The organism is Streptomyces sp. NPDC001157 (genome assembly GCF_053598255.1).
Map to the genome: position 1 here is coordinate 1 of NZ_JBSFJW010000002.1, position 25,585 is coordinate 25,585.

The 25,585-nt window shown below is 71.1% G+C and carries 22 protein-coding genes; 13 read left to right on the forward strand and 9 right to left on the reverse strand.

What is annotated here, in order from left to right; genetic code table 11:
• From ACWDAG_RS03710 to ACWDAG_RS03745, 8 genes are all read left to right on the forward strand, one after another.
• Positions 1–423 (forward strand): alpha-glucosidase C-terminal domain-containing protein (locus tag ACWDAG_RS03710; RefSeq protein ID WP_450693953.1); only part of this gene is annotated, 423 nt, incomplete at its 5' end.
• A gap of 24 nt (positions 424–447) precedes the next feature.
• On the forward strand, positions 448–2,172 hold the full coding sequence (gene treS / locus ACWDAG_RS03715) for a maltose alpha-D-glucosyltransferase (RefSeq protein ID WP_450693954.1): 1,725 nt from the start codon (positions 448–450) through the stop codon (positions 2,170–2,172).
• Positions 2,173–2,191: 19 nt separating this feature from the next.
• Complete coding sequence (locus ACWDAG_RS03720; protein WP_450693955.1) at positions 2,192–3,553, forward strand: maltokinase N-terminal cap-like domain-containing protein; 1,362 nt, start codon at positions 2,192–2,194, stop codon at positions 3,551–3,553.
• 4 nt (positions 3,554–3,557) lie between these two features.
• Entirely contained in the window at positions 3,558–5,768 is a 2,211-nt protein-coding gene (gene glgB / locus ACWDAG_RS03725) for a 1,4-alpha-glucan branching enzyme (protein WP_450693956.1), read from the forward strand.
• Between the two features lie 63 nt (positions 5,769–5,831).
• Entirely contained in the window at positions 5,832–6,920 is a 1,089-nt protein-coding gene (locus ACWDAG_RS03730; protein ID WP_450693957.1) for a glutamate--cysteine ligase 2, read from the forward strand.
• Between the two features lie 124 nt (positions 6,921–7,044).
• Positions 7,045–8,952 (forward strand): AMP-dependent synthetase/ligase, encoded by a 1,908-nt coding sequence (locus tag ACWDAG_RS03735; RefSeq protein WP_450693958.1) that lies wholly within the window; start codon positions 7,045–7,047, stop codon positions 8,950–8,952.
• 232 nt (positions 8,953–9,184) lie between these two features.
• Positions 9,185–10,561 carry an NAD(P)/FAD-dependent oxidoreductase gene (locus ACWDAG_RS03740; RefSeq protein WP_450693959.1) on the forward strand — a complete coding sequence of 459 codons (1,377 nt, stop codon included), beginning with the start codon at positions 9,185–9,187 and terminating at the stop codon, positions 10,559–10,561.
• A gap of 78 nt (positions 10,562–10,639) precedes the next feature.
• A complete protein-coding gene (locus ACWDAG_RS03745) occupies positions 10,640–12,883 on the forward strand; it encodes an FUSC family protein (RefSeq protein ID WP_450693960.1) in 2,244 nt (747 codons plus the stop codon).
• Between the two features lie 6 nt (positions 12,884–12,889).
• Here ACWDAG_RS03745 and ACWDAG_RS03750 read toward each other — a convergent pair whose 3' ends face one another.
• The 5 genes from ACWDAG_RS03750 to ACWDAG_RS03770 all read right to left on the reverse strand — a co-directional run bounded on the left by ACWDAG_RS03750 (position 12,890) and on the right by ACWDAG_RS03770 (position 16,013).
• Entirely contained in the window at positions 12,890–13,321 is a 432-nt protein-coding gene (locus ACWDAG_RS03750) for a hypothetical protein (protein ID WP_450693961.1), read from the reverse strand.
• Positions 13,322–13,349: 28 nt separating this feature from the next.
• Positions 13,350–14,174, reverse strand: a complete 825-nt coding sequence (locus tag ACWDAG_RS03755) for a DUF1206 domain-containing protein (protein WP_450694379.1) — start codon at positions 14,172–14,174, stop codon at positions 13,350–13,352.
• 112 nt (positions 14,175–14,286) lie between these two features.
• Entirely contained in the window at positions 14,287–14,520 is a 234-nt protein-coding gene (locus ACWDAG_RS03760) for a DUF5133 domain-containing protein (protein WP_450693962.1), read from the reverse strand.
• Positions 14,521–14,545: 25 nt separating this feature from the next.
• The gene (locus ACWDAG_RS03765; RefSeq protein ID WP_450693963.1) at positions 14,546–15,394 is read right to left on the reverse strand and encodes a SigB/SigF/SigG family RNA polymerase sigma factor; all 849 of its coding nucleotides are present in this window, start codon (positions 15,392–15,394) and stop codon (positions 14,546–14,548) included.
• Between the two features lie 175 nt (positions 15,395–15,569).
• Positions 15,570–16,013 carry an ATP-binding protein gene (locus ACWDAG_RS03770; protein ID WP_450693964.1) on the reverse strand — a complete coding sequence of 148 codons (444 nt, stop codon included), beginning with the start codon at positions 16,011–16,013 and terminating at the stop codon, positions 15,570–15,572.
• A 253-nt stretch (positions 16,014–16,266) separates the two neighbouring features.
• On the opposite strand from ACWDAG_RS03770, the gene ACWDAG_RS03775 reads away from it, so the two are divergent.
• From ACWDAG_RS03775 to ACWDAG_RS03785, 3 genes are all read left to right on the forward strand, one after another.
• The gene (locus ACWDAG_RS03775) at positions 16,267–16,479 is read left to right on the forward strand and encodes a hypothetical protein (RefSeq protein WP_450693965.1); all 213 of its coding nucleotides are present in this window, start codon (positions 16,267–16,269) and stop codon (positions 16,477–16,479) included.
• 87 nt (positions 16,480–16,566) lie between these two features.
• The gene (locus ACWDAG_RS03780) at positions 16,567–18,054 is read left to right on the forward strand and encodes an aminotransferase class I/II-fold pyridoxal phosphate-dependent enzyme (protein ID WP_450693966.1); all 1,488 of its coding nucleotides are present in this window, start codon (positions 16,567–16,569) and stop codon (positions 18,052–18,054) included.
• Positions 18,055–18,322: 268 nt separating this feature from the next.
• On the forward strand, positions 18,323–18,778 hold the full coding sequence (locus ACWDAG_RS03785; protein WP_450693967.1) for a cyclic nucleotide-binding domain-containing protein: 456 nt from the start codon (positions 18,323–18,325) through the stop codon (positions 18,776–18,778).
• 132 nt (positions 18,779–18,910) lie between these two features.
• Here ACWDAG_RS03785 and ACWDAG_RS03790 read toward each other — a convergent pair whose 3' ends face one another.
• Together ACWDAG_RS03790 and ACWDAG_RS03795 are read right to left on the reverse strand one after the other, a co-directional pair.
• A complete protein-coding gene (locus ACWDAG_RS03790) occupies positions 18,911–20,209 on the reverse strand; it encodes an MFS transporter (protein WP_450693968.1) in 1,299 nt (432 codons plus the stop codon).
• 94 nt (positions 20,210–20,303) lie between these two features.
• Positions 20,304–20,918 (reverse strand): LysE/ArgO family amino acid transporter, encoded by a 615-nt coding sequence (locus tag ACWDAG_RS03795; RefSeq protein ID WP_450693969.1) that lies wholly within the window; start codon positions 20,916–20,918, stop codon positions 20,304–20,306.
• Between the two features lie 66 nt (positions 20,919–20,984).
• On the opposite strand from ACWDAG_RS03795, the gene ACWDAG_RS03800 reads away from it, so the two are divergent.
• Positions 20,985–21,908 carry a LysR family transcriptional regulator ArgP gene (locus ACWDAG_RS03800; protein ID WP_450693970.1) on the forward strand — a complete coding sequence of 308 codons (924 nt, stop codon included), beginning with the start codon at positions 20,985–20,987 and terminating at the stop codon, positions 21,906–21,908.
• A gap of 32 nt (positions 21,909–21,940) precedes the next feature.
• On the forward strand, positions 21,941–22,426 hold the full coding sequence (locus tag ACWDAG_RS03805) for a winged helix-turn-helix transcriptional regulator (protein WP_450693971.1): 486 nt from the start codon (positions 21,941–21,943) through the stop codon (positions 22,424–22,426).
• On the opposite strand, the gene ACWDAG_RS03810 is transcribed toward ACWDAG_RS03805, so the two are convergent.
• A complete protein-coding gene (locus ACWDAG_RS03810; protein WP_450693972.1) occupies positions 22,384–24,063 on the reverse strand; it encodes an MBL fold metallo-hydrolase in 1,680 nt (559 codons plus the stop codon). The two genes, ACWDAG_RS03805 and ACWDAG_RS03810, sit on opposite strands and share 43 nt — an antisense overlap.
• Positions 24,064–24,082: 19 nt before the next feature.
• A complete protein-coding gene (locus ACWDAG_RS03815) occupies positions 24,083–25,498 on the reverse strand; it encodes a DHA2 family efflux MFS transporter permease subunit (protein WP_450693973.1) in 1,416 nt (471 codons plus the stop codon).
• Positions 25,499–25,585 lie beyond the last annotated feature (87 nt).

The following is a 25,585-nucleotide window of genomic DNA, read 5'->3' on the forward strand; positions in this document are numbered from 1 at the left end:
GAGGAATACCTCGACTCGGAGAAGTACCAGCTGCGCCCACGCGACTGGGAGACGGCCGAACGCGAAGGCCGCACCATCACCCCCCTCATCACCCGACTCAACACCATCCGGCGGCGTCATCCGGCTCTGCAGCGCCTGAGGAACCTACGCTTCCACCACACCGACAACGACATGGTCATCGCCTACAGCAAGACCACGGGCCGGGACACGGTCCTCGTCGTCGTCAACCTCGATCCGCACCACACCCAGGAGGCCACGGTCTCGTTGGACATGCCGCAACTCGGTCTGGAGTGGCACGCATTCGTGTCCGCGCACGACGAACTGACGGGTGAGACCTATCACTGGGGCAGAACCAACTATGTGCGCCTGGATCCCGGGCGGGCCCCGGCACACGTGTTTCACGTCCAGCAGTCGTCCGCGTAGCCACGATCGGAGATTCAGAGCGACATGACCGTCAACCAGCCCGTCCCGGACACCTTCGAGGACACTCCCGCCAAGGACCGGGACCCGGAGTGGTTCAAGCGTGCCGTCTTCTACGAGGTCCTCGTCCGCTCCTTCCAGGACAGCAACGGCGACGGCATCGGCGACCTCAAGGGCATCACCGCCAAACTCGACTATCTGCAGTGGCTGGGCGTCGACTGCCTGTGGCTGCCGCCCTTCTTCAAGTCACCACTCCGCGACGGCGGCTACGACGTCTCCGACTACACCTCGGTCCTGCCCGAATTCGGTGACCTCGCCGACTTCGTCGAATTCGTGGACGCCGCCCACCAGCGGGGCATGCGGGTCATCATCGACTTCGTCATGAACCACACCAGCGACCAGCACCCGTGGTTCCAGGAATCGAGAAAGAACCCCGACGGCCCGTACGGCGACTATTACATGTGGGCCGACGACGACAAGCAGTATGCCGACGCGCGGATCATCTTCGTCGACACCGAGGTCTCCAACTGGACCTTCGATCCGGTGCGGGGGCAGTACTTCTTCCACCGCTTCTTCTCCCACCAGCCGGACCTCAACTACGAGAACCCGGCGGTGCAGGAGGAGATCCTCGCCGCCCTGCGCTTCTGGCTGGACCTGGGCATCGACGGCTTCCGCCTCGACGCCGTGCCCTATCTGTACGCGGCCGAGGGCACCAACTGCGAGAACCTGCCCGCCACCCATGCGTTCCTGCGGCGCGTCCGCCGCGAGATCGACGCGATGTATCCCGACACCGTGCTGCTGGCCGAGGCCAACCAGTGGCCGGAGGACGTCGTCGACTACTTCGGCGACTACCAGAACGGCGGCGACGAATGCCACATGGCATTCCACTTCCCCGTCATGCCACGCATCTTCATGGCGGTACGGCGGGAATCCCGCTACCCCGTCTCGGAAATCCTCGCCAAGACCCCGGCCATCCCCGCCGGCTGTCAGTGGGGCATCTTCCTGCGCAACCACGACGAGCTGACCCTGGAAATGGTCACCGACGAGGAACGCGACTACATGTGGGCGGAATACGCGAAAGACCCGCGTATGCGCGCCAACATCGGCATCCGCCGCAGGCTCGCCCCGCTCCTCGACAACGACGAGAACCAGATCGAGCTGTTCACCGCCCTGCTGCTGTCGCTCCCGGGCTCGCCGATCCTCTACTACGGCGACGAGATCGGCATGGGCGACAACATCTGGCTCGGCGACCGCGACGCCGTACGCACCCCGATGCAGTGGACACCCGACCGGAACTCGGGCTTCTCGTCCTGCGATCCGGGACGGCTGTTCCTGCCCACGATCATGGACCCGGTCTACGGCTACCAGGTGACCAACGTCGAGGCGTCGATGTCCGACCCGTCCTCGCTGTTGCACTGGACCCGCCGGATGATCGAGATCCGCAAGCAGAACCCGGCCTTCGGCCTCGGGTCCTTCACGGAACTCCCCTCCTCCAACCCGGCGGTGCTGGCCTTCCTGCGGGAGTACGGCGACGACCTGGTGCTGTGCGTGAACAACTTCTCCCGGTTCGCGCAGCCCACCGAGCTCGACCTGCGGGCCTACGACGGGCGCCACCCCGTGGAGCTCATCGGCGGCGTGCGCTTCCCTGCCATCGGTGAGCTGCCGTATCTGCTGACCCTCGCCGGGCACGGCTTCTACTGGTTCCGGCTCACCCGGGTCGCATCCCGCATCGGCCGCCGCCCCCGAGCGTGAGGCGAGGAAAGGACGCGTCATGGCGAAGACCGCATCGCTCCGCCCCAGACCCAGCGTCGCCGCCGGGCCCATGGCCTCGCTCGCCGGGCTGCTGCGCGAGTGGCTGCCGCGGCAACGCTGGTTCGCGGGCAAGGACCGGCCCGTCACGGACCTCGGCCTGCTGTCCATGACGGAGCTGTTCCCCGGTTGTCTGCATCTGCTGGTGCACACCGGCCAGAGCGGCCTGCCCGCGCCCAGCGGCGCCACGCCGGCCGGTGACTGCTACCAGCTGCTGCTCGGCGTGCGCCGGCACCCCTCGCCGAGGCTCGGACGGGCCCTGATCGGCAGGGCGGAGGAGGGTCCGCTGGCCGGTCTGACGGTGTACGACGCGCTGCAGGATCCCCGTTCGGCGCAGCTGCTCCTGGAGCGGCTGCGGCAGCCCGGTGCGGCGGGCCCGCTGCGCTTCGAGACCGATCCGTCCGTGCATGTGCCCGCCGGGCTGGTGCCGCGGGTGCTGGAGGCCGAGCAGTCCAACTCCTCCCTGGTGTACGGCGACGAGTTCATCCTGAAGGTGTTCCGGCGCGTGCAGCCCGGCGTCAACCCCGACCTGGAGGTGCCCGGTGCGCTCGCCGGGCAGGGCTGCGGCCGGGTGCCGGCGCCGGTGGCCTGGTTCCGTACGACGCATCCGCAGGAGGCGACCCTCGGGGTGCTGCAGCCGTTTCTGCCCGACGCCTCCGACGGCTGGGCGCTGGCCCTGCAGGCACTCGCCGCCGGCGACGAGTTCACCGTGCAGGCCCGCGAGTTGGGCCGGGCCACCGCGGAGGTGCACCTCGCGCTGGCGGCCGCCTTCCCGGCCGGGGCTCACGACGAGAGCGTGCGGACGGCCGCGGCCATGACCGAGCGCCTGGACGCGGCGGCCCACTGCGTACCGGCGCTGCGCCCGTACGTGCCCCGGCTGCGCACCGCCTTCGGTGCGCTCGTCGCCTGCGATCCGGGGCCGCCCGCCCAGCGCATCCACGGCGATCTGCACCTGGGTCAGGTGCTGCGGGCGGGCCGGGACTGGTTCGTCATCGACTTCGAGGGCGAGCCGTCCCGCCCGCTCGCCGAGCGGCGCAGCACCCAGTCCCCGGTGCGGGACATCGCGGGCATGCTGCGCTCCTTCGACTACGCCGCCCGGCAGCGCCGCCCCTGGCGCCCGGAGTGGGCGCGCCGCTGCCGCGAGGCCTACTGCGCGGGCTATGCCGAGCGGGCCGGCTGGGACCCGCGCAAGAAGCACGGACTGCTGCGTGCCTATGAGACCGATCGAGCCGTGTACGAGGTCCTGTACGAAGCCCGGCACCGCCCGGACTGGCTCCCCGTACCGATGGCGGCGATCGAGCGTCTCGCCGTAAGAGGAGGCTGAACCCGTGGCCCTGCGTGACACCTCGCTCCCCGAGCCGTCCGGACCGCTCACCGCCGAATGCGCGAGCGCGCCTGCCCTGGATCCCGGCGAACGCGAACGCCTGCTCACCGGCCGGCACCACGACCCGCACGCGCTGCTGGGCGCCCACCCGGTCCCCGGCGGCATCGTCTTCCGGGCGCTGCGGCCGTACGCCCGCGCGGTGAGCGTCGTCGTCGACGGACGGCGGCACCTGCTGACCTCGGAGGGCGACGGCCTGTTCTCCGGGGTGCTGCCCCTCGACGCGATCCCCGAGTACACCCTGGTCGTGCGGTACGCGGACGGTGAGCACGAGACGGCCGACCCGTACCGTTTTCTGCCCGCTCTCGGTGAGCTCGACCTCCATCTGATCCACGAGGGCCGGCACGAGCAGCTGTGGAAGGCGCTCGGTGCCGAGCCGATGACCCATCAGGGCGTGCGCGGCACCCGGTTCACCGTGTGGGCGCCGAACGCCCAGGGGGTGCGGGTCACCGGGGAGTTCACCTGCTGGGACGGGACGGCGCTGCCGATGCGGTCCCTGGGGTCGTCCGGGGTGTGGGAGCTGTTCGTGCCCGGCATCGGCGAGGGCGCGTGCTACAAGTTCGAGATCACCTCCCGGTACGGCGGCCGTTTCCTCAAGGCCGACCCGATGGCGCGGTACGCGCAGGTCCCACCGGACACGGCGTCGATCGTGCACGCCTCGCACTACGAGTGGACAGACGCCGAGTGGATGGCGCACCGGGGTGACGTCCCCGTCCACGAGGCACCCTTCTCGGTCTACGAGGTCCATCTCCCCTCCTGGCGCCCCGGGCTGACGTACCGTCAACTCGCCGAGGAACTCCCGTCGTACGTCAACGGCCTGGGATTCACCCATGTCGAGTTCATGCCGGTCACCCAGCACCCGTTCGCCGGTTCCTGGGGCTACCAGGTCACCGGCTTCTACGCGCCCATGTCGCGGCTGGGTACGCCCGACGACTTCAAGTACCTGGTGGACGCCCTGCACCGGGCCGGCATCGGCGTGATCATGGACTGGGTGCCTGCCCACTTCCCCAAGGACGACTGGGCGCTGGCGCGGTTCGACGGGGATCCGCTGTACGAACCGGGGGACTCTCGGCGGGCCGAGCACCCGGACTGGGGAACCTATGAGTTCGACTTCGGTCGCATCGAGGTGCGCAACTTCCTTGTGGCGAACGCCGTCTACTGGTGCGAGGAGTTCCACATCGACGGTCTGCGGGTGGACGCCGTGGCCTCCATGCTCTACCTGGACTACTCGCGCGACTCGGGCCAGTGGACGCCGAACGTGCACGGCGGGCGCGAGGACCTGGACGCGGTGGCGTTCCTGCAGGAGATGAACGCGACCGTGTACCGCAGGGCGCCCGGAGTGGTGACCATCGCGGAGGAGTCGACGGCGTGGGACGGGGTCACCCGCCCCACCGACAGCGGCGGCCTGGGCTTCGGCCTGAAGTGGAACATGGGCTGGATGCACGACTCCCTCGGCTACATGGAGCACGAGCCGGTGCACCGCAAGTACCACCACAACGAGATGACGTTCTCGATGGTGTACGCCTACAGCGAGAACTACGTCCTGCCCATCTCGCACGACGAAGTGGTGCACGGCAAGCAGGCGCTGGTGTCGAAGATGCCGGGCGACTGGTGGCAGCGGCGCGCCAACCACCGGGCGTATCTGGGGTTCATGTGGGCCCACCCGGGAAAGCAGCTCCTGTTCATGGGGCAGGAGTTCGCCCAGGGTTCCGAATGGTCCCAGGAGCACGGCCCGGAATGGTGGCTGGTCGATCCCGGCTACGGCGCCGAGCCCGATCACCGCGGGGTCAGGGACCTGGTGCGCGACCTGAACGCCGTCTACCGCCGCACCCCTGCGCTGTGGCAGCAGGACACCCGGCCCTGCGGCTTCCAGTGGGTGATGGGTGACGCCGCCGAGGACAACGTCTTCGCGTTCCTGCGGTTCGCCTCCGACGGCAGCCCGCTGCTCTCGGTCTCCAACTTCTCCCCCGTCGTGCGTCACGGCTACCGTCTGTGGGCGCCCGACGAGGTGCCCGCCTGGCGGGAGATCCTCAACACCGACGATTCCCGCTACGGCGGCAGCGACGTCACCAACCCCGACGACGTGAAGGTGGAGGAGGGAAGGATCACGCTCACCCTGCCGCCGCTCGCCACGGTCTGGCTGACCCCGTTGTTGTGACCGGTCGGCGGGGTACCCGGTGCTCGTCGTAGCCGCAGCCCGGCCACAGAAAGGCGGCCTCAGGTGCGCACTGTCGGAGTGGAGGAGGAGCTCCTCCTAGTGCACCCGGAGAGCGGGGAGCCGAAGGCGCTGGCCGCCGCGGTGCTCGCCCGTGCGGCGCGGGACAACACGTGCGAGGGCGTGTTCGAGAAAGAGCTGTACAACCAGATGCTGGAGTTCAACACGCATCCCCAGGCCGACATGGCGGACCTGAACGCGGAGATCGTGCGCTGTCGCCGGGAGGCCGCCCGGCACGCCGGGGAGATCGGGTGCACGGTGGCCGCGCTCGCCACTTCACCCCTGCCCGTCAGCCCGTCCGTCACCAAGGGAAGCCGCTATCAGTGGATGGAGGAGCAGTACGGCATCGCCGTACAGCAGCAGCTCGTGCTCGGCTGTCACGTCCATGTCTCCGTCGACTCCGACGAGGAGGGCGTCGCGGTCCTCGACCGCATCCGGCCCTGGCTGTCGGTGATCTCCGCGCTCAGCGCCAACTCCCCGTTCTGGCAGGGCAGGGACACCCGCTACGACAGCTATCGCAGCCGGGTGTGGCAGCGCTGGCCGTCGGCCGGACCCACCGAGGTCTTCGGGTCGGCCGAGCGCTATCACGGCCGGGTGGCGGACATGGTCGGCAGCGGGGTGATCCTCGACGAGGGGATGATCTACTTCGACGCACGTCTGTCCCGGCAGTACCCGACCGTCGAGGTCCGGGTCGCCGACGTGTGCCTGCACGCCGACACGGCCGCCCTCGTCGCCACGCTGACCCGTGGGCTCGTGGAGACCGCCGCGCGGGAGTGGTGGGCCGGACACCCGCCCCTCGACCACAGCGTCAGCCTGCTGCGGCTGGGCGCCTGGCAGGCCGCGCGCTCCGGTCTCACCGACGAACTGCTGCACCCCGTGACCATGCGGCGGCTGCCCGCCGAGAGCGTGGTGCGGGCGCTGCTGGAACACATCGGCGGCGCGCTCGCCGACACCGGCGATCTCGAGCGCGCCCAGGAGACCTGCGTCCGGCTGCTCAAAGACGGCACCGGCGCACAGATTCAGCGTGAACTCCTGGCGCGCAACCGCAACCTGCGGGAGGTCGTCACGGCCTGCGTGCGCCACACCCAGGCCTGATCATCACGGATCCGCAACTTCACAGGTTCCGGTCACCATCCGCACCCACCTGGGCTAGATTCGACCACCGTCGACAACGGAACTCGTCGGCATGGTCACCCTCCGTACAGCTCAGGAGCAGCGCATGCGCGACTTCGCCCTCGCTCCCCCCACCGTCTCGCCCCTGACCGGCGGACTGGCCGACAGCATCTTCGACACGGCAGCCCTCGATCCCACCCGGCCGATGCTCGCGCGCCGCCCCACCCCGTCCTCCACCACGTGGGAGGAGCTGACCGCCGTGGAGGTGCGGGACGAGGTGGTGGATCTCGCCAAGGGACTGGTCGCTTCCGGGATTTCGCCGGGCCACCGCGTCGCGATCATGGCACGCACCCGGTACGAGTGGACGGTGCTCAGCCACGCCCTGTGGGCGCTCGGTGCCGAGGTCGTGCCGATCTACCCCACCTCCTCGCGCGATCAGGTGGAGTGGGTCCTGCGGGACGCCGACTGCGTGGCCGTGGTGGTGGAGGACGAGCAGGCGGTGATGACGGTCGGCTCCGTGTGCGGGGCGCTGCCGCAGCTGCGCCACGTCTGGCAGTTGGACGCGGGGGCGCTGGGCGACCTGCGGGAACGCGGGAGGTTCATCCCGCTCGCCACGGTCGACTCGCTGCGCCGCATCGTGATGCCGGACTCCACGGCGGCCATCAGCTACACCTCCGGCACCACGGGCCGGGCGCTGGGCTGTGCGCTCAGCCACCGCAACCTGGCGAGCGCCTGCGACACGCTGCTGACGGGCTGGGGCCACACCGTGATCCCCCCGGGCGAGCAGCAGGCCTCGGTGCTGGCCTTCCTGCCCTTCTCGCACGTCTACGGCCTTCTCGTCCAAACCCTGTGCATTCGCGGCAACATGGTGATGGCGCACGAGCCCGACATGAGCGAGGACGCGCTCTCGGCGTCCCTGCTCTCCTTCCGCCCCACCTATCTCTGTGCGGTTCCCTCGCTCCTCGAGAAGATCTACAAGAACTTCCTGCGGGTCGCCCAGGAGGCCGGCCGCGGGGCGCTGTTCGAGCGGGCCGCGGACACGGCACGGGACTTCGCAGCGGCGCTGGAGCGGCAGCGACTGGGCGGCGGTTCGGGGCCCGGTTTCGATCTGCGGCTGCAACACGCCCTGTTCGAGCGGACGGTGTACCGCAAGCTGCGCGCCGCGGTCGGCGGCCGCGTGATGCGGGCATCGTCCGGCGGCTCGCCTCTCAGCCGTGAACTCACCCTCTTCTACGAGGGCATCGGCATCTATGTGAACGACGGGTACGGCCTGACGGAGGCCGCCGGCGGCGTCACCGCGCAGCCGCTGGGCCGGGAGCTGTCGGGAACCGTCGGTCAGGCACTGCCGGGCAACGAGATCGCCGTGGCCGAGGACGGCGAGATCCTGGTCCGAGGTCCCTCGGTGTTCCAGGGCTACATCAACGCCGAGGCGGCGACGCGGACCGTTCTGAGGGGCGGGTGGCTGGCCACCGGCGACCTGGGGCGGATCGACGCGCAGGGCTATCTGACGATCACCGGCCGCAAGAAGGACATCATCGTCACCAGCAGCGGCAAGAACGTCGCCCCTGCCGCCCTGGAACAACGGCTGAGAATGCATCCGCTGATCCACCAGGCGGTCGTCGTCGGCGACAACCGGCCCTGTGTGGGGGCGCTGATCACCCTGGATCCGAAGTTCCTGGCGTACTGGCGCGGTTCCCTGTCCCTGCAGAGCGACATGCCGAGCCGGGAGGCCCGTGAGGAGAATGCGCTGCGGGAGGAGATCGGCCGGGCCGTGGCCGCGGCCAACAGCGCCGTGTCGCGCTCGGAGTCGATCCGGGTCTTCCGGGTGCTGCCGGAGCAGTTCGACATGTCCAACGGGCTGATGACGCCGTCCATGAAGCTGCGCCGGGACGCGATCGTGCGGCACTACGCGTTCGAGATCGACGCGATGTACCAGGCACGCACCCGCGCTCCGCGGCAGACCGTGCCGGACGAGCTGTCGAGCTGGGACGAGGCCGACAACGTGTTCCGCTGACCACACCGAACACAATCCCGCCACTTCCTGTGCAGCCCGTGATCCAAAAGGTTCACTCCTGACCGGTGCGTTTCCGCACGCGGACGGGCATGGTGGTGCTCGACGCGTTCGTCTGCCTGCCGCACCCAGCTGGCGGAACGGCTGGGGCCACGGTGGGATCGATGTGGTGCAAGCAGCGATCCAGGGCATGCGAAGGGCGTTGGATGCAGACCGCCTGGAGCCGCAGAGAGGGATGAACACCGTGACACGACCCAGGATCCTGGTGGTTGGCGCAGGTTTCGCCGGCGTGGAGTGCGTACGCCGGCTGGAGCGGAAACTCGCGCCCGACGAAGCGGACGTCACCTTGGTGACGCCGTTCGCCTACCAGCTCTATCTGCCGCTGCTGCCCCAGGTCGCCTCCGGCGTGCTGACGCCCCAGTCGATCGCCGTCTCGCTGCGGCGCAGCAAGAAGTACCGCACCCGGATCATTCCGGGCGGAGCCATCGGCGTCGACCTGAAGGCCAAGGTCTGCGTCATCCGCACCATCACCGACCGGATCGTCAACGAGCCGTACGACTACATCGTGCTGGCCACCGGCAGCGTCACCCGCACCTTCGACATCCCGGGTCTGACCGAGCACGCCTTCGGTATGAAGACCCTCGCCGAGGCCGCGTACATCCGCGATCACGTCATCTCCCAGCTCGACCTGGCCGACGCCAGCGACGATCCGGCGGAGCGGGCCTCGCGGCTGCAGTTCGTGGTGGTCGGCGGCGGCTACGCCGGCACCGAGACCGCCGCCTGTCTGCAGAAGCTCACGCACGCCGCGGTCAAGCGCTACCCGCGCATCGATCCGGCGCTGATCAAGTGGCATCTGATCGACATCGCCCCGAAGCTGATGCCCGAACTGGGCGACAAGCTCGGCCGCAGCGCCCAGGAGATCCTCAAGCGGCGCGGCATCGACGTCTCGCTGGGTGTCTCCATCGCCAAGGCGGGCCCCGAGGAGGTCACCTTCACCGACGGCCGGGTGATCCCCACCCGCACCCTGATCTGGACCGCCGGTGTCGTCGCGAGCCCGCTCATCGCCACGCTCGACGCGGAGACGGTACGGGGACGGCTCGCCGTCAACGCCGAGATGAACCTGCCCGGCCACGACGGAGTGTTCGCGCTGGGCGACTCCGGCGCGGTGCCGGACAAGGCCAAGGACGACGAGTCGGCGATCTGCCCGCCGACCGCGCAGCACGCCATGCGGCAGGGCAAGCACGTCGCGGACAACGTCATCGCTACCCTGCGGGGCAAGCCTTTGACACCGTACGTCCACAAGGACCTCGGCCTGGTGGTCGACCTCGGCGGCAGGGACGCCGTCTCCAAGCCGCTCGGCATCGAACTGCGCGGTCTGCCCGCCCAGGTGGCCGCCCGCGGCTACCACTGGATGGCTCTGCGCACCAACGTCGCCAAGGTCCGCGTGGCGACGAACTGGACGCTCAACGCCCTGGCCGGCGACGACTTCGTCCGCACCGGCTTCCAGGCCCGCAAGGCCGCCACACTGAAGGACTTCGAGTTCACCAACGCCTATCTGACGCCCGAACAGGTGCGGGCGCATGTCGAGGAGACGGACCGGAAGGAGACCTGAGCCGGTGCGCAAGCTCCGGTCACGTCGTGCGATGCTGAGAGGCGGATCATGACGTGAAGCGGGAGTGAGTACGGCGGCGTGAGGGCAGCGGGAGGGTCGGTCCGGGGACGGCTGCGCGATCTCGTGGCGGCGTCCGATCCCGGGTTGCTGCGTCTGGCCGCGGGCCTGAGAACGGTCGGCGCCATCGCCCTCACGCTGGCCGTGCTCTCCCTGCTGGGCGCCGACGTGCGCCATCTGGTGGCGGGCGCCATCGCGGCGATGGTCTCCACCTTCGCCATCCGGGAGAAGCAGCGCGGCCAACAGGCCGTCACTCTCGCGCTGGGCATGGTGGTGGCGCTGGCCTCCGTGTCACTGGGAGCGGTCCTGCACTCCCGGGTGGTGGGCGGCGACCTCTTCTTCGTCGCCCTCATCTTCTGCGCCGTCTACGCCCGCCGCTTCGGCGACCGCGGCACCACGCTCGGGCTGATCGGCTTCCAGGTCTACTTCATGTCCCTGTTCGTCGGCGCCACGCTGTCGGGGCTGCCGCAGTTGTGGGGCGTCGTGGCCGTCGCCGTCGCCTCCAGCGCCGCGGTGCGCTTCGCGCTCGTGCCCGAGACGCCCGCGGGCATCCTGCAGCGGCTGCGGGAGGCTTTCCGCGCCCGGCTGGCGCAACTGGTCACCGCACAGATCGCCCTCCTCGACGCCGGGCCGGACGAGATCGACAAGGCGCTTCAGGACGTACGCGACGGCACCGCCCGCCTGAACGAGACAGCCATGATGATCCAGGGGCGGCTGGAGGAGGGCACCGCCGACGAGGCCGTGGCCCGGCTCCTGCAGCGCCGCATCGCGGACGCCGAGATCGCCGCCGAACGCCTCGGACTGCTGCTGCTGACCGCCCGCAGCACCGAGCGGGCGGACACACTGACCCTGCACCTGCCGGGCGCGCCCGTCCCGCCGGGCGGCCGGCTGCCCGTGCAGGACGAGTCGACCGCGATCCTGCGCCGCGACCTGGAGGCGTTGCGCCTGCTGGTGCTGCGGCCCGTCTCCGAGGACCTGGGAACCGGCCTGGCCCAGCTGCGCAACCGGCTCCTCGGCTACCGCGACGAGGAGAACCTGCCGAAGGCCTCACCCGCCGTCCAGGACGTCTTCCGCGGCATCGGTGAGGCCGCACGAGCGGTGCTGGGGCTGCGGATCGCGCTCGGCGACCCGCAGGACGACGCCGACGACACACCGTCGACAGCCCGCTCACGCGAGGAACTGGACGCGGAGGACGCGGCGATCGACGCCGGAGAGGAGGCCGCCGAGGAGGCGGCGACGGGGCTGCAGCGTCCCACCACGCGTGCTGCCGTGCAGGTCGCGGTGGGATCGGCGCTGGCCATCGTCGGCGGCGAGTTCCTGTCCAGCCAGCGCTGGTACTGGGCGGTGCTGACCTGCTGGATCGTGTTCATCAACACCGCCTCGACCGGCGAGATCCTGGTCAAGGGGTACCGGCGGCTGCTGGGCACGGTGCTCGGTGTGGTGGCGGGTCTGCTGCTCGCGGGGCTGGTCGGACACCACACCTGGACGGCGTTCGCGCTGGTGCTGCTGTGCGTGTTCGCGATGTTCTACACCGCACCGCTGTCCTACACGCTGATGTCCTTCTTCGTCACCGCCGCGCTGGGCGTGCTCTACACCCTGCTGCACACCTACAGCCTGTCGGTGCTGGTGCTGCGGGTGGAGGAGACGGCGCTCGGCGCGGCCTGCGGGATCATCGCGGCGGCGTTCGTCCTGCCGGTGCACACCGACCGCCGTACCAACGACCTCCTCGTCACGGCCCTGGACCGGCTCGCCGACGTCACCGAGGGCGCCCTCGACCAGCTCAGCGGCGGGGAGCCGGCCGAGCTCCTCGACAAGGCACGCGACCTGGACCAGGCGCTGGCCGATCTGCGCACCGCCACCCAGCCACTCACTCACCCGGTGACTCCGCTGCGAGCCCGGCGCAACACCGCCCGCTATGTCGTCGCGCTGCTGGAGACCTGCGCGTACCACGCGCGTTCGCTGGCCGCGATGGCCGAGCTGCTGCCCACGCATCCCTCGATCGCGGCGGATCCGCGGCTGCGGCGCGCCGGGAAGCGCATCCTCGGCAACATCGGGACGATCGCCGCGCGCGTCGCGGACGAGCGGGCCGCCGTCGAGGTCGAGACGGGAGCGAGCATCGCCTCCCTCCTGGAGTCCGATCTGCCCGGCGGCTCGCGCTACGGCCGCATCACCGACCGGGTGCTACGGCATCTGCAGCGCCTCGACGAGGCAGTGGTGGGCCTCGCCCGGCCGCTGAAGGTGCCGGTGGCGGCACCCAAGCGCTGAGCGACCTCAGAGGTCCGTGGGCAGGCCGCTCACCTCGGCGATACCGCGCAGTTCCTCGTCCTGGCGGTGCCGTTCGCGGATGTAGTCGGCGATCTCACCCAGCCGGACCGGGTCCGCGGCGGTGTCCGCATCGGTGATCACTCTGATCGGCCCGGTCCCCTCGAGGTCGATCTCGACCACCTCGTTGTCCAGCCGCCCGGTGACGGCGGCCGCGATGACCAGGGCGGCCTCGTCGCGGACCTCCTGGGACAGCCCCTCGCCGCGGTCCTCGCCGAGCGCGAAGTCCACGGAAGGCATGCGCTCTTCCTCGATCGCCCGCAGGACCGGTTCGACCACGCCGAGCAGCTGCCGAAAGTCCTCCGTGTCCATCCGGGCGCGCAGGAGACCGAGGTAGAGGTCGACGGGCCGGTGCTCCGGTGGAAACTCGGATTCGTTCATCCAGTCCGTGTTCCCCGTGTGGCGCGTGTCAGACCCTGCGCCAGCGAGCCATCGCGAACGAGAACAACCCGAACAGTGCGAGCCCGGCCGCCACACAGGCGAGCAGCGAGGGGCCGAGCGGCGTGTGGGCGAACGAGCGCAGGGTGTCGTCGAGCCCCTTGGTCCGCTGCGGGTCGTAGTCGACCGCGGCGCGCACGGCGAAGGTTCCCGCCGCGGCGAAGACCAGGCCGCGCGCGGTACCGCCGGCCACGCCGGTGACGTCCACCAGCCGTCGGGCCCACAGGGACATCTCACCGAGCTTGAGCTCGTCGCGGTAGTCGCGCCGCACCGCGCATGCGGCGATCCACACGCCCGCCACGACCACACCCACCCCGGCCGCCCCCACGAGCCACTGCCCGGCGGGCAGGTCCAGCACCCTGGCCGTGACGTCGCGGGACTGCACGTCACTCGATCGGCCGCCGCCGTCGCGGGGGCCCGCGGCGAACGTGAGCACCGAGTAGGCGACCACCGCGTAGAAGACACAACGGGCGATCGCGAGCAGCCGCATTCGTGGCGTACGGCCGTCCGGGCCGACCGAGCCGAAGACGGCCTCCGACAGCCGCCACACCGCCATGCCGGCCAGCCCGAGGCCGAGCGCCCACAGCAGCACGGCGCCGAACGGCTGCCCCGCCAGCGTGGCGAGGGCGCCGCCGCGGTCCGCCTGCCGACTGCCGTGGCCGAAGGCGATCTGCAGCGCGAGAACGCCGACCAGCAGATAGATGGCGCCGCAGGCGGCGAGCCCCGCCCGGGCGGCGCCCTCGGTCACCGAGCCGCGCGCCGCCCGCTCGGCCCCGAGCCTGCCCGTGCGCGCCATGGAACTGGAGTTCACTGACGCCTCCCGAGGTCCGTATGGCGGGTGTGCTTCCCGATGACCGGGCCGTGCGCCGCCCGGTCATCGGGAACCTGGACGTCGGCCATGTCCGGTGTCACCGGATGCCGATCTCCGGCGTCTCCGGGCGGGCCGGGGGTGAAGCCGCGAGCAGCCGGTGTGCCGCTTCCAGGGCCCGCCCCACGTTCCGTGTGCCCGTCGACACGCACAGGGTGTAGGCCAGGTCCTGAAGCCGTGGGCTCGCCGGGCCGCAGCGCTCGTCCTCCTCGGCCAGCGCGGCCTCGTACTCGTGGACAAGCCTGCGCAGAACGGCCGGATGAGGGATCAGCATCGGTCTCCTCCTCGCTCCGGGCCGCTCAAGCCGCGGCCGCCCGCCCGTCGGCGCCCTGCTGCCCCAGCGCCTCGGCGCGCACCCGGGCGCAGCTGCGGCTGATGAGGCGCGAGACATGCATCTGGGAGATGCCGAACCGGTCGGCGATCCGGCTCTGTGTCATGTCCTCGAAGTAGCGCAGATAGAGGATGGCCCGGTCGCGTTCGGGCAGGCGGCGCAGGCCCTCCTTGGCGGCCTCGCGGTCGATCACGACGTCGTACGCCGAGTCCGCCGCGCCGAGGGTGTCGGCGAGGCTGTAGCCGTCCTCGTCGCCCGAGAGTTCGGCGTCCAGCGACAGGGTGCTGAAGCTTTCGAGGGCTTCCAGGCCGGAATTGACCTCGTCCTCGGTGAGCCCGGTGTGGGCGGCGATGTCGGCGGCGGAGGGTTCGGGGCTGCCCGGGGTCTGCGTCAGCTCGCGGCGGGCGACCCGTACCTTGTTGCGCAGTTCCTGGATCCGGCGGGGCACCCTGAGGGCCCACATGCGGTCGCGGAAGTGGCGCTTGACCTCGCCCGTGATGGTGGGCACGGCATAGCTCTCGAAGGCTCCCCGCTCGGGGGCATACCGGTCGATCGCCTTGACCAGGCCGAGTGCCGCGACCTGGCGGAGGTCCTCGACGGACTCGCCGCGGTCGCGGAACCGGCCGGCGATCCGGTGGGCCATGGGCAGCCAGGCCGTGACGAGTTCGTCGCGGACCGCCTCCCGCTCGGGGCCGTCCTCCAAGGTCGCGAGGCGGGCGAAGAGGTCCGCCGTGTCGGGGGCGTCGTCGTGCCGCCGGGCGCGGGCGGTCGTCCGGGTCTGCGTGCCGGAAGTGCTTGTGGACATGTCGATGAGCATGCGGATTCGCTCCTGAATGAGGGTTTCAGGGACTTACCGCGGGAAGGCCGACGCCCGGACCGACTGGAGGGCCCGGGGCAGCCATGCCGCTCCCGCTGGCGCGCCTCCGGTCCGAAGCACGAACATCCGTATGCCCTGCCCGCGTGGGAACAAACCGCCACGTCGGGGAGGGCGCTCAGCGGAAGGGGACCACGGCGGTGATGCACTTGCCGCCGGCGGGCAGTTCGGACACCCGCACGTCACGGGCCAGCCGGCAGACGATGGGCCAGCCGTGGCCGCCGACGCGCTGCCGCCGCCGCGGATCCGAGGTCTGCCTGGTCACGGGCAGTCGGTCGCTGCGGTCGCTCACCGAGACGCGCACACCCGTCCCCAGCACGTCGACACGGAAGTCCGTGACACCGCCGCCGTGCAGGATCGCGTTGGTCGTCAGCTCGCTGGCGACGAGCAGGGCGTCCCCAAGGGCCTCCTCGTCGCAGTGGGTGTGCGTGGCCCTGCAGCTGTCGGTGACCGCCCGCTCGACCGCCCTGCGCGCCTCTGCGGGTTGACACGAGCGCGGCGGTCCGGTTCGCTGCGCGCCCAGTCGCCCGAGGGCGGATGCGGTCCCGTGCTCCTCGCACATCGCCTGACTCCCTGATCGGTGAAGAACCGGCCTCCTCGTGCGGGGGCAGGAAAGCCGGACCCTGCCACACCCGCGGCCGCCGCCGTCCGGGCAAACGCCTCTCGGACACGGCTGATCCCCCGCCCGTTCGCAGCGACTGCGCCTCCCGCTGCGCGAGCACCGCAGGTCTCCTTGTTCGGCTCACCCGCGCAGGGCCCGCCAAACCTCCGGGCCAAAAGTACGTGCCTCTGCCATCGGGGGGTACGCGGATGTCATGACCGATGTCGTGGACTCAGACGAACTGCTGCGGCGCATCCAGCGCGCGCGGGCATACGCGCAGCAGGAGAAGCGCCGGTGGCGGGCGCAGGACGAGGGACTGCGGGCGGAGGAGCCGGAGGCGGCGCGCGAGGCCGCCGTACGGACACTCGCCTACGAAGCCGTCCTCGGGGTGCTGGACGAGATCCTGACCCCGGGCAAAACCGGCTGACAGGGCTCACGGACGGAGCGGGCGTCCGCTCCGACCGCTCGGTGTGCGCCCGGTTCGCGGTGGCCGATGCCGGGAACCCGGGTGCGCATGACAGTCGATCACAGCCGAGCGCCCGTGCTGGAAGCCCTCGTCGAATATCGCCGCCGCGGGCGGCTGGGGTTCACCCCGCCGGGGCACAAGCAGGCCCGCGGCGCCGACCCCGCCGTACGGGAGGTGCTGGGTGATGCGGTGTTCCTCGGTGACGTTTTGGCATCGGGCGGGCTGGACGACCGGCTCACCCGGGGGCGGGTGCTGGTCCGTGCCGAGGAGCTGATGGCCGATGCCGTGCACGCCGAGCACACGTTCTTCACCACGTGCGGCAGTTCGCTGTCCGTCAAGGCGGCCATGCTGGCCGTCGCGGGACCGCACGAGAAGCTGCTGATCGGCCGGGACGCCCACAAGTCGGTCGTGGCGGGGCTGATCCTGTCGGGCATCGAGCCCGTCTGGGTCGATCCGCGCTGGGACGCGCAGCGCCATCTCGCGCATCCGCCGTCCGCGGACGGCTTCGAGGCGGCCTTCGAAGCTCATCCCGACGCGAAGGGTGCGCTGGTCACCAGCCCGACGCCGTACGGCAGTTGCGCAGAACTGCAAGCGATCGCCGAGGTCTGCCACCTGCGCTCCGTCCCCCTGGTCGTGGACGAGGCCTGGGGCGCCCATCTGCCGTTCCATCCCGACCTGCCGACATGGGCGATGGACGCGGGCGCGGACATCTGTGTGACGAGCATCCACAAGATGGGCAGCGGGCTGGAGCAGGGCTCCGTCTTCCACCTGCGCGGCGACCTCGTCCCGCCGGAACTGCTGAAGATGCGGGCCGATCTGCTGGGCAGCACCAGCCCCTCGGTTCTGATCTACGCCGGACTCGACGGCTGGCGCCGCCAGATGGCCCTGCACGGCAGGGAGCTGATGGGTGGTGCGCTGGACCTCGCGGCCGAGGTCCGTGCCGCGGTCGAGGAGATCGACGGGATGCACGTCAATGACCGGCAGGACTTCTGCGGTCCCGGCCTGGCCGACGACTTCGATCCGCTGCCGGTGATCATCGACATCGGCGGGTTGGGCATCACGGGGTTCAGGGCCGCCGACTGGCTGCGGGACCAGCGGGCCGTGGACGCCCATCTGGTGGACCACCGCCGCATCGGCGCGCAGATCACCCACGGCGACGACCGGCAGACGACCGGGGAGCTGCTCGCCGCACTCAAGGACCTGGCCCGCGCCGCACCGGGACTCGGACCGGGCCCGCGGGTGGACGTGCCGTCGCCGTCCGAGCTGCGCATGCCGCAGGCCGGGCTGCCCCGGGACGCCTTCTTCGGCCCCGCGGAGAACGTGCCCACCCGGGATGCCGCAGGCCGCGTCGCAGCGGAGATGATCACGCCGTATCCGCCCGGCATCCCGGCCGTACTGCCGGGTGAGCGGCTCACCGAGCCCGTGCTGCGCTACCTGCGCACCGGTCTGGAGGCGGGGATGTATCTGCCGGACCCGAGCGATCCGGAGCTCCAGACGATCAGGGTCGTGGCGGCCGGTGAAGAGGCCACGGAGTGAAACCGGTCACGTGACCCGGTTGTGAGTGAGCAAAACGCCCGCAGATGGTTTACGGTTCATCCATACGTGGTGCCGGAGTCGACCGTACCGTCCTCTGACGCCACCGCTTACGGCCCTGGCTGGCCTCCCCCGTCCAGCCAGGGCTTTTTCATGTCTTGGGGGTTCTCGGCGAGAACTGCCGTCCGCCGAGGTGCTCGGGGCGCCGGCAGCGGCTGAAATGGGCGTAGGGAAAGCACCGGAACCGATCCTCGGCGAGGAGCCCCGCGTCATGACCAAAGCGATAAAACTGCTGACCGCCCTCCCCCCGCCCCAGCGGCAGAGCCTGATGACGCTCGCGCAGGAGGTCTCCTTCCCGGAGGACACCCGGATCTTCGAGGCGGGCGGCAGGGCCGACCGCTTCTGGGTCATCCGCTCGGGCGCCGTCTCGCTCGACCAGCGGGTCAACTCGCTGCACCGGGTGACCGTGGCGAGCCTCGGCTCGGGCGATCTGCTCGGCTGGTCCTGGCTGTTCCCGCCGCACGAATGGGACTTCGGCGCGGAGGCCTTCAGTCCGGTGCGCGCCTACGAGTTCGACGCGGCGGCGGTGCTGCGGCTGTGCGAGGAGGACACCCAGCTCGGGCTCGCGCTGGTGCGCAGCGTCGCGGAGATCCTCGCGCACCGGCTGGAGATGACCCGGGGCAAGCTCATGGAACAGCACGCCAGCCGCGGGCGCAGCGCGCTCTAGGCCTGTCGTTCGGATCAGCTCGGCGTCGCGGGGTCTGGCACGCACTCCCCCACTCTGCACGCCCGCGGCCGCAAGGCGCAGTTCCCTGCGGCCGGCCTGATCCGAACGACAGGGACCGGCCCGGCTCCGGGCTCAGATGCGGTAGCGGCGCAGTGCCGGGATCGCCGCGGCCAGCGTCAGCATCACGGCGACGACCAGGAGGCCACCGCCCGCCACGGCCGTGCGCGGGCCGAAGGCCGAGCCCGCGGTGCCGTGCAGGACGTCGGCCAGGCGCGGGCCGCCCGCGACGACCACCGTGAAGACGCCCTGCATACGGCCGCGCATCTCGTCGGTGGCGGCGGACAGCAGGATCGCCCCGCGGAAGACCATCGAGACCATGTCGGCGACGCCGGCCAGGGCCAGGAACGCGGCCGCGATCCACAGGTTGCCGCTCAGCCCGAAGCCGGTGATCGCCGCGCCCCAGGCGACGACCGCGCCGATCACCATCCAGCCGTGCCGGCGGGCCCGGGAGAACGTGCCCGAGAACAGTCCCCCGAGCACCGCGCCGATGGGGATCGCCGCGAACAGCAGGCCGAGGGCGAGCCCTTCGCCGTAGGAGCTGTAGGTCTGGGCGGCGAGCTGCGGGAACAGGGCGCGGGGCATGCCGAGGACCATCGCGATGATGTCGGCGAGGAAGGACAGCAGCAGCACCTTGTGCAGGGATATGTAGCGGAAGCCCTCCGCGATCTCCCGCACGCCCGCGCGTCGCTTCTCCGCGCCCGCCAAGGGCGGCAGGGAGGGCAGCTTGTAGACCGCCCACACCGTGACGCAGAGGGCGAGCGCGTCGATCAGATACAGCTCGGGCAGGCCGATGACCGGGATGAGGGCGCCCGCGAGCAGCGGTCCGACCACCTGTCCGGTCTGCATGACCGTCGAGCCCAGAGCGTTGGCAGCGGGGAGCTGCCCCTCGGGGACCAAGCGGGCTATGGAGGCGTTGCGGGCGGGGGCGTTCAGGCCCCAGAACGCCTGCTGCATCGCGAGCAGCACCATCAGGGCGGCCACGGACTCGAGCCCCGTGAAGGCCTGGAGCCAGAACAGCAGCGAGGTGACGGCGATGCCGCTGTTGGTGATGAGGAGCAGTTTGCGGCGGTCCATGCTGTCGGCGACCGCGCCGCCCCACAGCGCGAACACGATCAGCGGCAGCAGCCCGGCGAGGCTCGCCGCGCCGACCCACGCGGAGGAGCCGGTGATGTCGTAGATCTGCTTGGGCACGGCGACCGCGGTGAGCTGGCTGCCGACGGCCGTGACGATCGTCGAGGACCACAGTCTGCGGTAGGCCGGAATGCGCAGCGGGCGGGTGTCCATGGCCCAGCGGCGCCAGCCGCGCCGAGGCGGGTCGACCGCGACCGGGTCCGGTGTCTGCGGTTCGGTGCTGCTCTCGCTGGTGTCCACGGGCGTCCTGGTTGCTCGATACATCTTTCGGGTCCGGCGTTCACTATCCCAGCACCGCAAGACAGTTCGGGCGCGCCATCTCAGCCTGTGGACTTCAGGCTCTGGCAACGAGCAGGCCGCCGAGCGTGATCATCGTCGCGGCGACCAGTCCGTCCAGGACCCGCCAGGCGGCCGGTTTCGCCAGGAAGCGGCCCAGCGCCCGTCCGCCGAAACCGAGCGCGGCGAACCAGCACAGGCTGGCGAGAGCGGCGCCGAGGCCGAACGTCCAGCGCAGTGGGCCGCGGTGGGCGGCGATCGAGCCGAGCAGGAACACGGTGTCGAGGTAGACGTGCGGGTTGAGCCATGTCAGCGCCAGACAGGTCAGCACGGCCCGCCTGCGCGAGACCGTCGTCTCCCCCTCGGTCCGCAGGGCGCCGCCCGGCCTCAGTACCCGGCGGGCGGCGAGGGCACCGTAGCAGAGCAGGAAGGCGCCGCCGATCCAGCCGACCGCCGTGAGCGCCTCCGGGTACGCGACCACCACGGCGCCCACGCCGCCGACGCCGAGCGCGATGAGGGCGGCGTCGGACAGGGCGCAGATGCCGACGACGGCGAGGACCGCGTCGCGGCGGATCCCCTGGCGCAGGACGAAGGCGTTCTGGGCGCCGATGGCGACGATGAGCGAGAGGCCGGTGCCGAAGCCTGCGGCCGCGGCGGTCAGAGCGTTGGTCATGGCATCGACGCTACGGAGACGATCACTGATCGTACAGCTAAAGATTCTTACGTATCATTAGTAGATGTGAAGACGGAGCTGACGGAGCTGCCCCTCGACCAGGTACGGACGCTGCTGGCCGTCGTGGACGAGGGCACGTTCGACGCGGCGGCCGCGGCGATGCATGTGACGCCTTCTGCCATCAGCCAGCGGGTGAAGGCGCTGGAGCAGCGCACCGGCCGGGTGCTGCTGATGCGCACCAAACCGGTGAGGCCGACCGAGTCGGGCGAGGTCGTGGTGCGGTTCGCCCGCCAGTTGGCACGGCTGGAGCGCGATGCGCGCGCGGAGCTCGGTATGAGCGGGGCCGGGGAGCCGACCCGGGTCTCCATCGCGGTCAACGCCGACTCGCTGGCCACCTGGTTCCTCCCGGCGCTGACGCGGGTGCGGCACGAGCCCCGGCTCTGTTTCGAGCTGCGCCGCGAGGACGAGACGCGTACGGCTTCGCTGCTGCGGGAGGGGCTGGTGATGGCGGCGGTGACGTCGTCCGCCGAGCCCGTCGCGGGCTGCAGCGTGCGCGCGCTGGGACGGATGCGTTACGTGCCGGTGGCCAGTCCGGACTTCGCGCGGGAGCACTGCGGCGGACCGCTGCGGGAGGCGCTCGCGGTGGCGCCGACGGTGGCCTTCGACCGCAGCGACGACCTGCAGGACGCCTTCGTACGCCGGCTGCGGCACGGCCGGGGCGGTGCCAGTCCGGTACGGCATTTCGTGCCCACCTCGGAGGGGTTCGCGGAGTCCGTCGCGGTGGGCCTGGGGTGGGGTCTGGTGCCCGAAGTGCACGCCGAACCGCTGCTGCGGGCCGGGCGCCTGATCCGCATCGCGGATCAGTCCCTTGACGTCCCGCTGTACTGGCAGCAGTGGAAGCTGGACTCCCCGGCGCTCGCGGCGGTGGCCGAGGCGGTGACGGAGGCGGCCGCCGGGGCACTGCGGGGCGCTGCCGCCCGCCGCCACTGACTTGCGTGATGCAATCGACGTACGATGGGGCCGTGCTTCCTCGTACGTACGAAGGTCAGGTCTGCTCGATCGCGCGGTCGCTCGAAGTGGTGGGTGAGCGCTGGACGTTGCTGATCGTGCGTGACGCGCTGCGCGGCACGCGGAGGTTCGAGGACTTCCGCGGCAGTCTCGGCATCGCGCACAACGTGCTGTCCGACCGGCTGGGCAAGCTCTGCGAGGCCGGGATTCTGGAGCGGCGGCTCTATCAGACCAGGCCGGAGCGGTACGAGTACGTGGTGACGCCCGCGGGCCTGGACCTGTGGCCGGTGATCATGTCCTTGCTGCTGTGGGGGGACCGGCACCGGGCCCCGGAAGGGCCGCCGCTGGTGGTCCTGCACCGCGGCTGCGGCGGCCGACTGCAGTCAGGGCTCACCTGCTCCGTCTGCGGGAAGCCACTGGGGCCGTACGACTGCGACATGGAGCCCGGGCCCGGTGCTCAGCCAGCGGGTGACACGGTCAGCCCCGCGAGCCCCGCATAGTAGGCGAACCTGAACGGGCTGAAGAGCTGGTGCCGCTCCACGAGGGCGTGCAGGATCCGTCCGCGCAGTTCGGCGAGCGACGCGTCGTCCGGGTGGCTGAGCAGGGCGCTGTCGACGATCCTGAGTGCCGCGGCCGGTTCCCCGCGCGTCAGCAGTTCCTCCCCCGCCGCGGCGAACGCCTCCGCCCGGCCGCCTGCCAGCAGGTCCAGCGCCGCGGCCCACTGCGCCGGGCCGATGGGGTCGACGCCGTCCCCGTCAGCCTTCCAGTAACCGGTCCGCTGGTCGTGGACGCGCTGGATGAAGCCGTCGCGCATGACCAGGTACGGGAGGATCGCGGCCGGATGCCCGCGCAGGAGCTCGGGAAGGTGGTCGCGGTCCAGCACGTCGGTCAGCGAGCGGCCCGCGACGATGTCCTCCGCGACGACGGCGTGCAGGTTGCGCAGGGCGGCGAGCAGGCCGGGGAACGCCTCGACGGTGAAGTTCTCGGTCAGCGGCGGGTGGCCGTGGATCAGCAGCCGGGGGCTCAGGTCCTGGACCGTCCGCAGCGCGTCGAACAACCCCTCGGCCGAGCCCTCGGCGAAGAACGGCGCACCGAGGTAGGGCATGCACATGTCCCCGGTGAACACCACGCCCTCGTCCGGCAGTTGGATGAGAAGGCCGTCGCGGGTCTCGCCTCCGGCGATGGGGATCAGTGTGAACCTCCGCCCGCCGACGGTCAGGTTCTCGGGCTGCGCCACGAGCCGGTCGGGGACGACGTGCGGGTGGCGGTCCTGGCCGTCCGGCAGCAGGGCCGGGAAGGGCGGCGGGCTCACGGCCTGCAGCGTGAGTTCGTCGGGGAAGGCGGCCTGGGCGACGACCTGGGTTCCGGGGCCGGCGAGTGCATCCAGGCCGCCGATGTGGTCGAAGTGGGCGTGGGTGAGGATCACATGGGTGATCGGCGCCCGGGTGACGGCCCGCAGATCGCGCAGGGCCGCCTCCACGTGCCGGGGGTGGCTCGCCGCATCGATCGCCACGATGGCGTCGTCCGTGCTGACGAACGCGAAGTCGGCGAAGTCGTAGCCCTGGGCGACGTGCACGCCCGGGGCCATTTCCACCAGCCGTGGCGCGGTCATGCGCAGGCCGTCCTCGGCGCTGACCAGGTAGTCCGTGACGAGTGACAGGCCGGGGGCGTGCCCGAGGCGGTCGCGCGCGGCCTGCGCCTCCTCCGTGCGACCCTGGCAGGCGTAGGCACGGGCCAGGGCGGCGTGCACGGAGTGCAGGAAGCCGGCCGGGAACTGGTCCCGTACCGCGAGCACGAACTCCAGGTCGGCGATCGCCGTGTCGGCCCGTCCCGCACAGTCCGGGAAGCCCGCGAGGGCGGTGCCCCGGAAGTACTGCGGCAGCCCGAGACCGCGTTCCGCGGCCGCGTCGAGCCGGGCGATCGCCTTCTCGTCCGGTCCGTCGAGACGGGCCTGGAAGACTCCCGCCAGGCTTTCGGCGAGGGCCGATTCGGGGCGCTCGGCGCTGAGGGCGGTGAAGTAGTCGTGGCCTTCGCGGAATTGGCGGGTCGCGAGCATCTGCTGGGCGAGCACGGCGGTCACCCGGTCGGGGATGCCGGGCCAGCGCACGGCACGGCGCAGGGCGTCGGTCTCCTTCATGGTGTCTCCTTCAGTGACGTCATGACGCTTCGTTCAGGGGCGCGGGACGCGGCCGGGCGGCCCTCTCGGGTTCCGGTCGCGGTGCCCGGACGCGGCCCAGGGCGAGCGAGACGACGGCGGCGAGCCAGCCGGTGCCGGTGATCATGAGCCAGGCGTGACGGAAGCCGCCGAGGGCCTGGGGTCCGGGCGTGCCGAGGAGGGCGACCAGGGCCGCGACGCCCACGACGGCGCCCAGTTGGCGCAGGGCGGACGTCATGCCGATGCCCGTGGTCAGGCTCGGCGGCGGCAGTTCCAGGACGGCGGCGCCGCCGAGCGCGGGCAGGGACAGGCCGACGCCGACGCCGGTGATGGTCGCCGCCGGGAACAGGACCGGCCAGTAGTGCGGCTGCGCCGTGGCGGTCAGGGCCAGGAGGAGCGGGCCGGTGCCGAAGAGGAGCGTGCCCGGCACGGCGGCGACACGCGGTCTGTACCGATCCGTGAGCCGGCCCGCCAACGGGGCCATGAGGGCGGCCATCACGGGCCCCGGTGTGACAGCGGCTCCGGCGCGCAGGACCGGCCAGTGCCACACGGTGGTCAGGAACAGCACGTTGCACAGCAGCGAGGCGAAGAACCCGGCGCCGAAGACGAACGTGCCCATGGTGGCCACGGTGAAGGAGCGCAGGCGGAACAGGCCGAGGTCGGCCACCGGTGTGGCGTGCGCGACGGACCGCAGGACGAACAGCGACAGCAGTACGGCGGCGGTCCCGAACGCGGCGAGCACTCCGCCCGAACTCCAGCCCCAGTCCTCGCCCTTGACGATGCCCAGGGCGAGGCCGCCCACCGCGCCGACCAGCAGCAGCGCGCCGAGCGCGTCGGGAACGCCCTTCGCCCGCTCGTCGCGGCTCTCGTGCAGCAGCCGCGCGGCCGCCACGAGCGCGGGAAGGCCGATGAAGAGGTTGACGAAGAACACCGCACGCCAGCCCTGCCAGTCCACCAGCAGACCGCCGAGCGAGGGCCCGACACCCGCGGCGACCGCGCCCGCGGCCGTCGACAGGGCGATCGCGGTGCCGCGCCGCTCGGGCGGGAACTCCGGCAGGGTCAGACTCAGCGAGGTCGGCAGCACGACCGCGGCGCCCAGCGCCTGCACGACGCGTGCCGCGACGAGGACCGGCACCGACGCAGCCAGGCCGCTCGCCACGGACGCGGCCAGGAACAGCAGCAGCCCGGCGAGGAAGAGCCGCCGGCGTCCGTACCGGTCGGCCAGGCGCCCTGCCGGTACGAGAGCGGCGGCGAACACCACGCTGTATCCGTTCAGCACCCACGACAGCTCTGCCAGGGAGTCGTGCGGGAACGACCGTCCGAGGTCGGTAAACGCGATGTTGACGATGGTGACGTCCAGCAGGGCCATGAAGACCACGGCCGAGGTGACGACGAGGACCTTCCAGCGACGCTCCATGTTCCGCCTCCGGCACCGGACGGTGGATTGCTTGATGCAATCGACTCAACCGACTATAGAGACGTGACTTGCATCAAGCAATCGAGT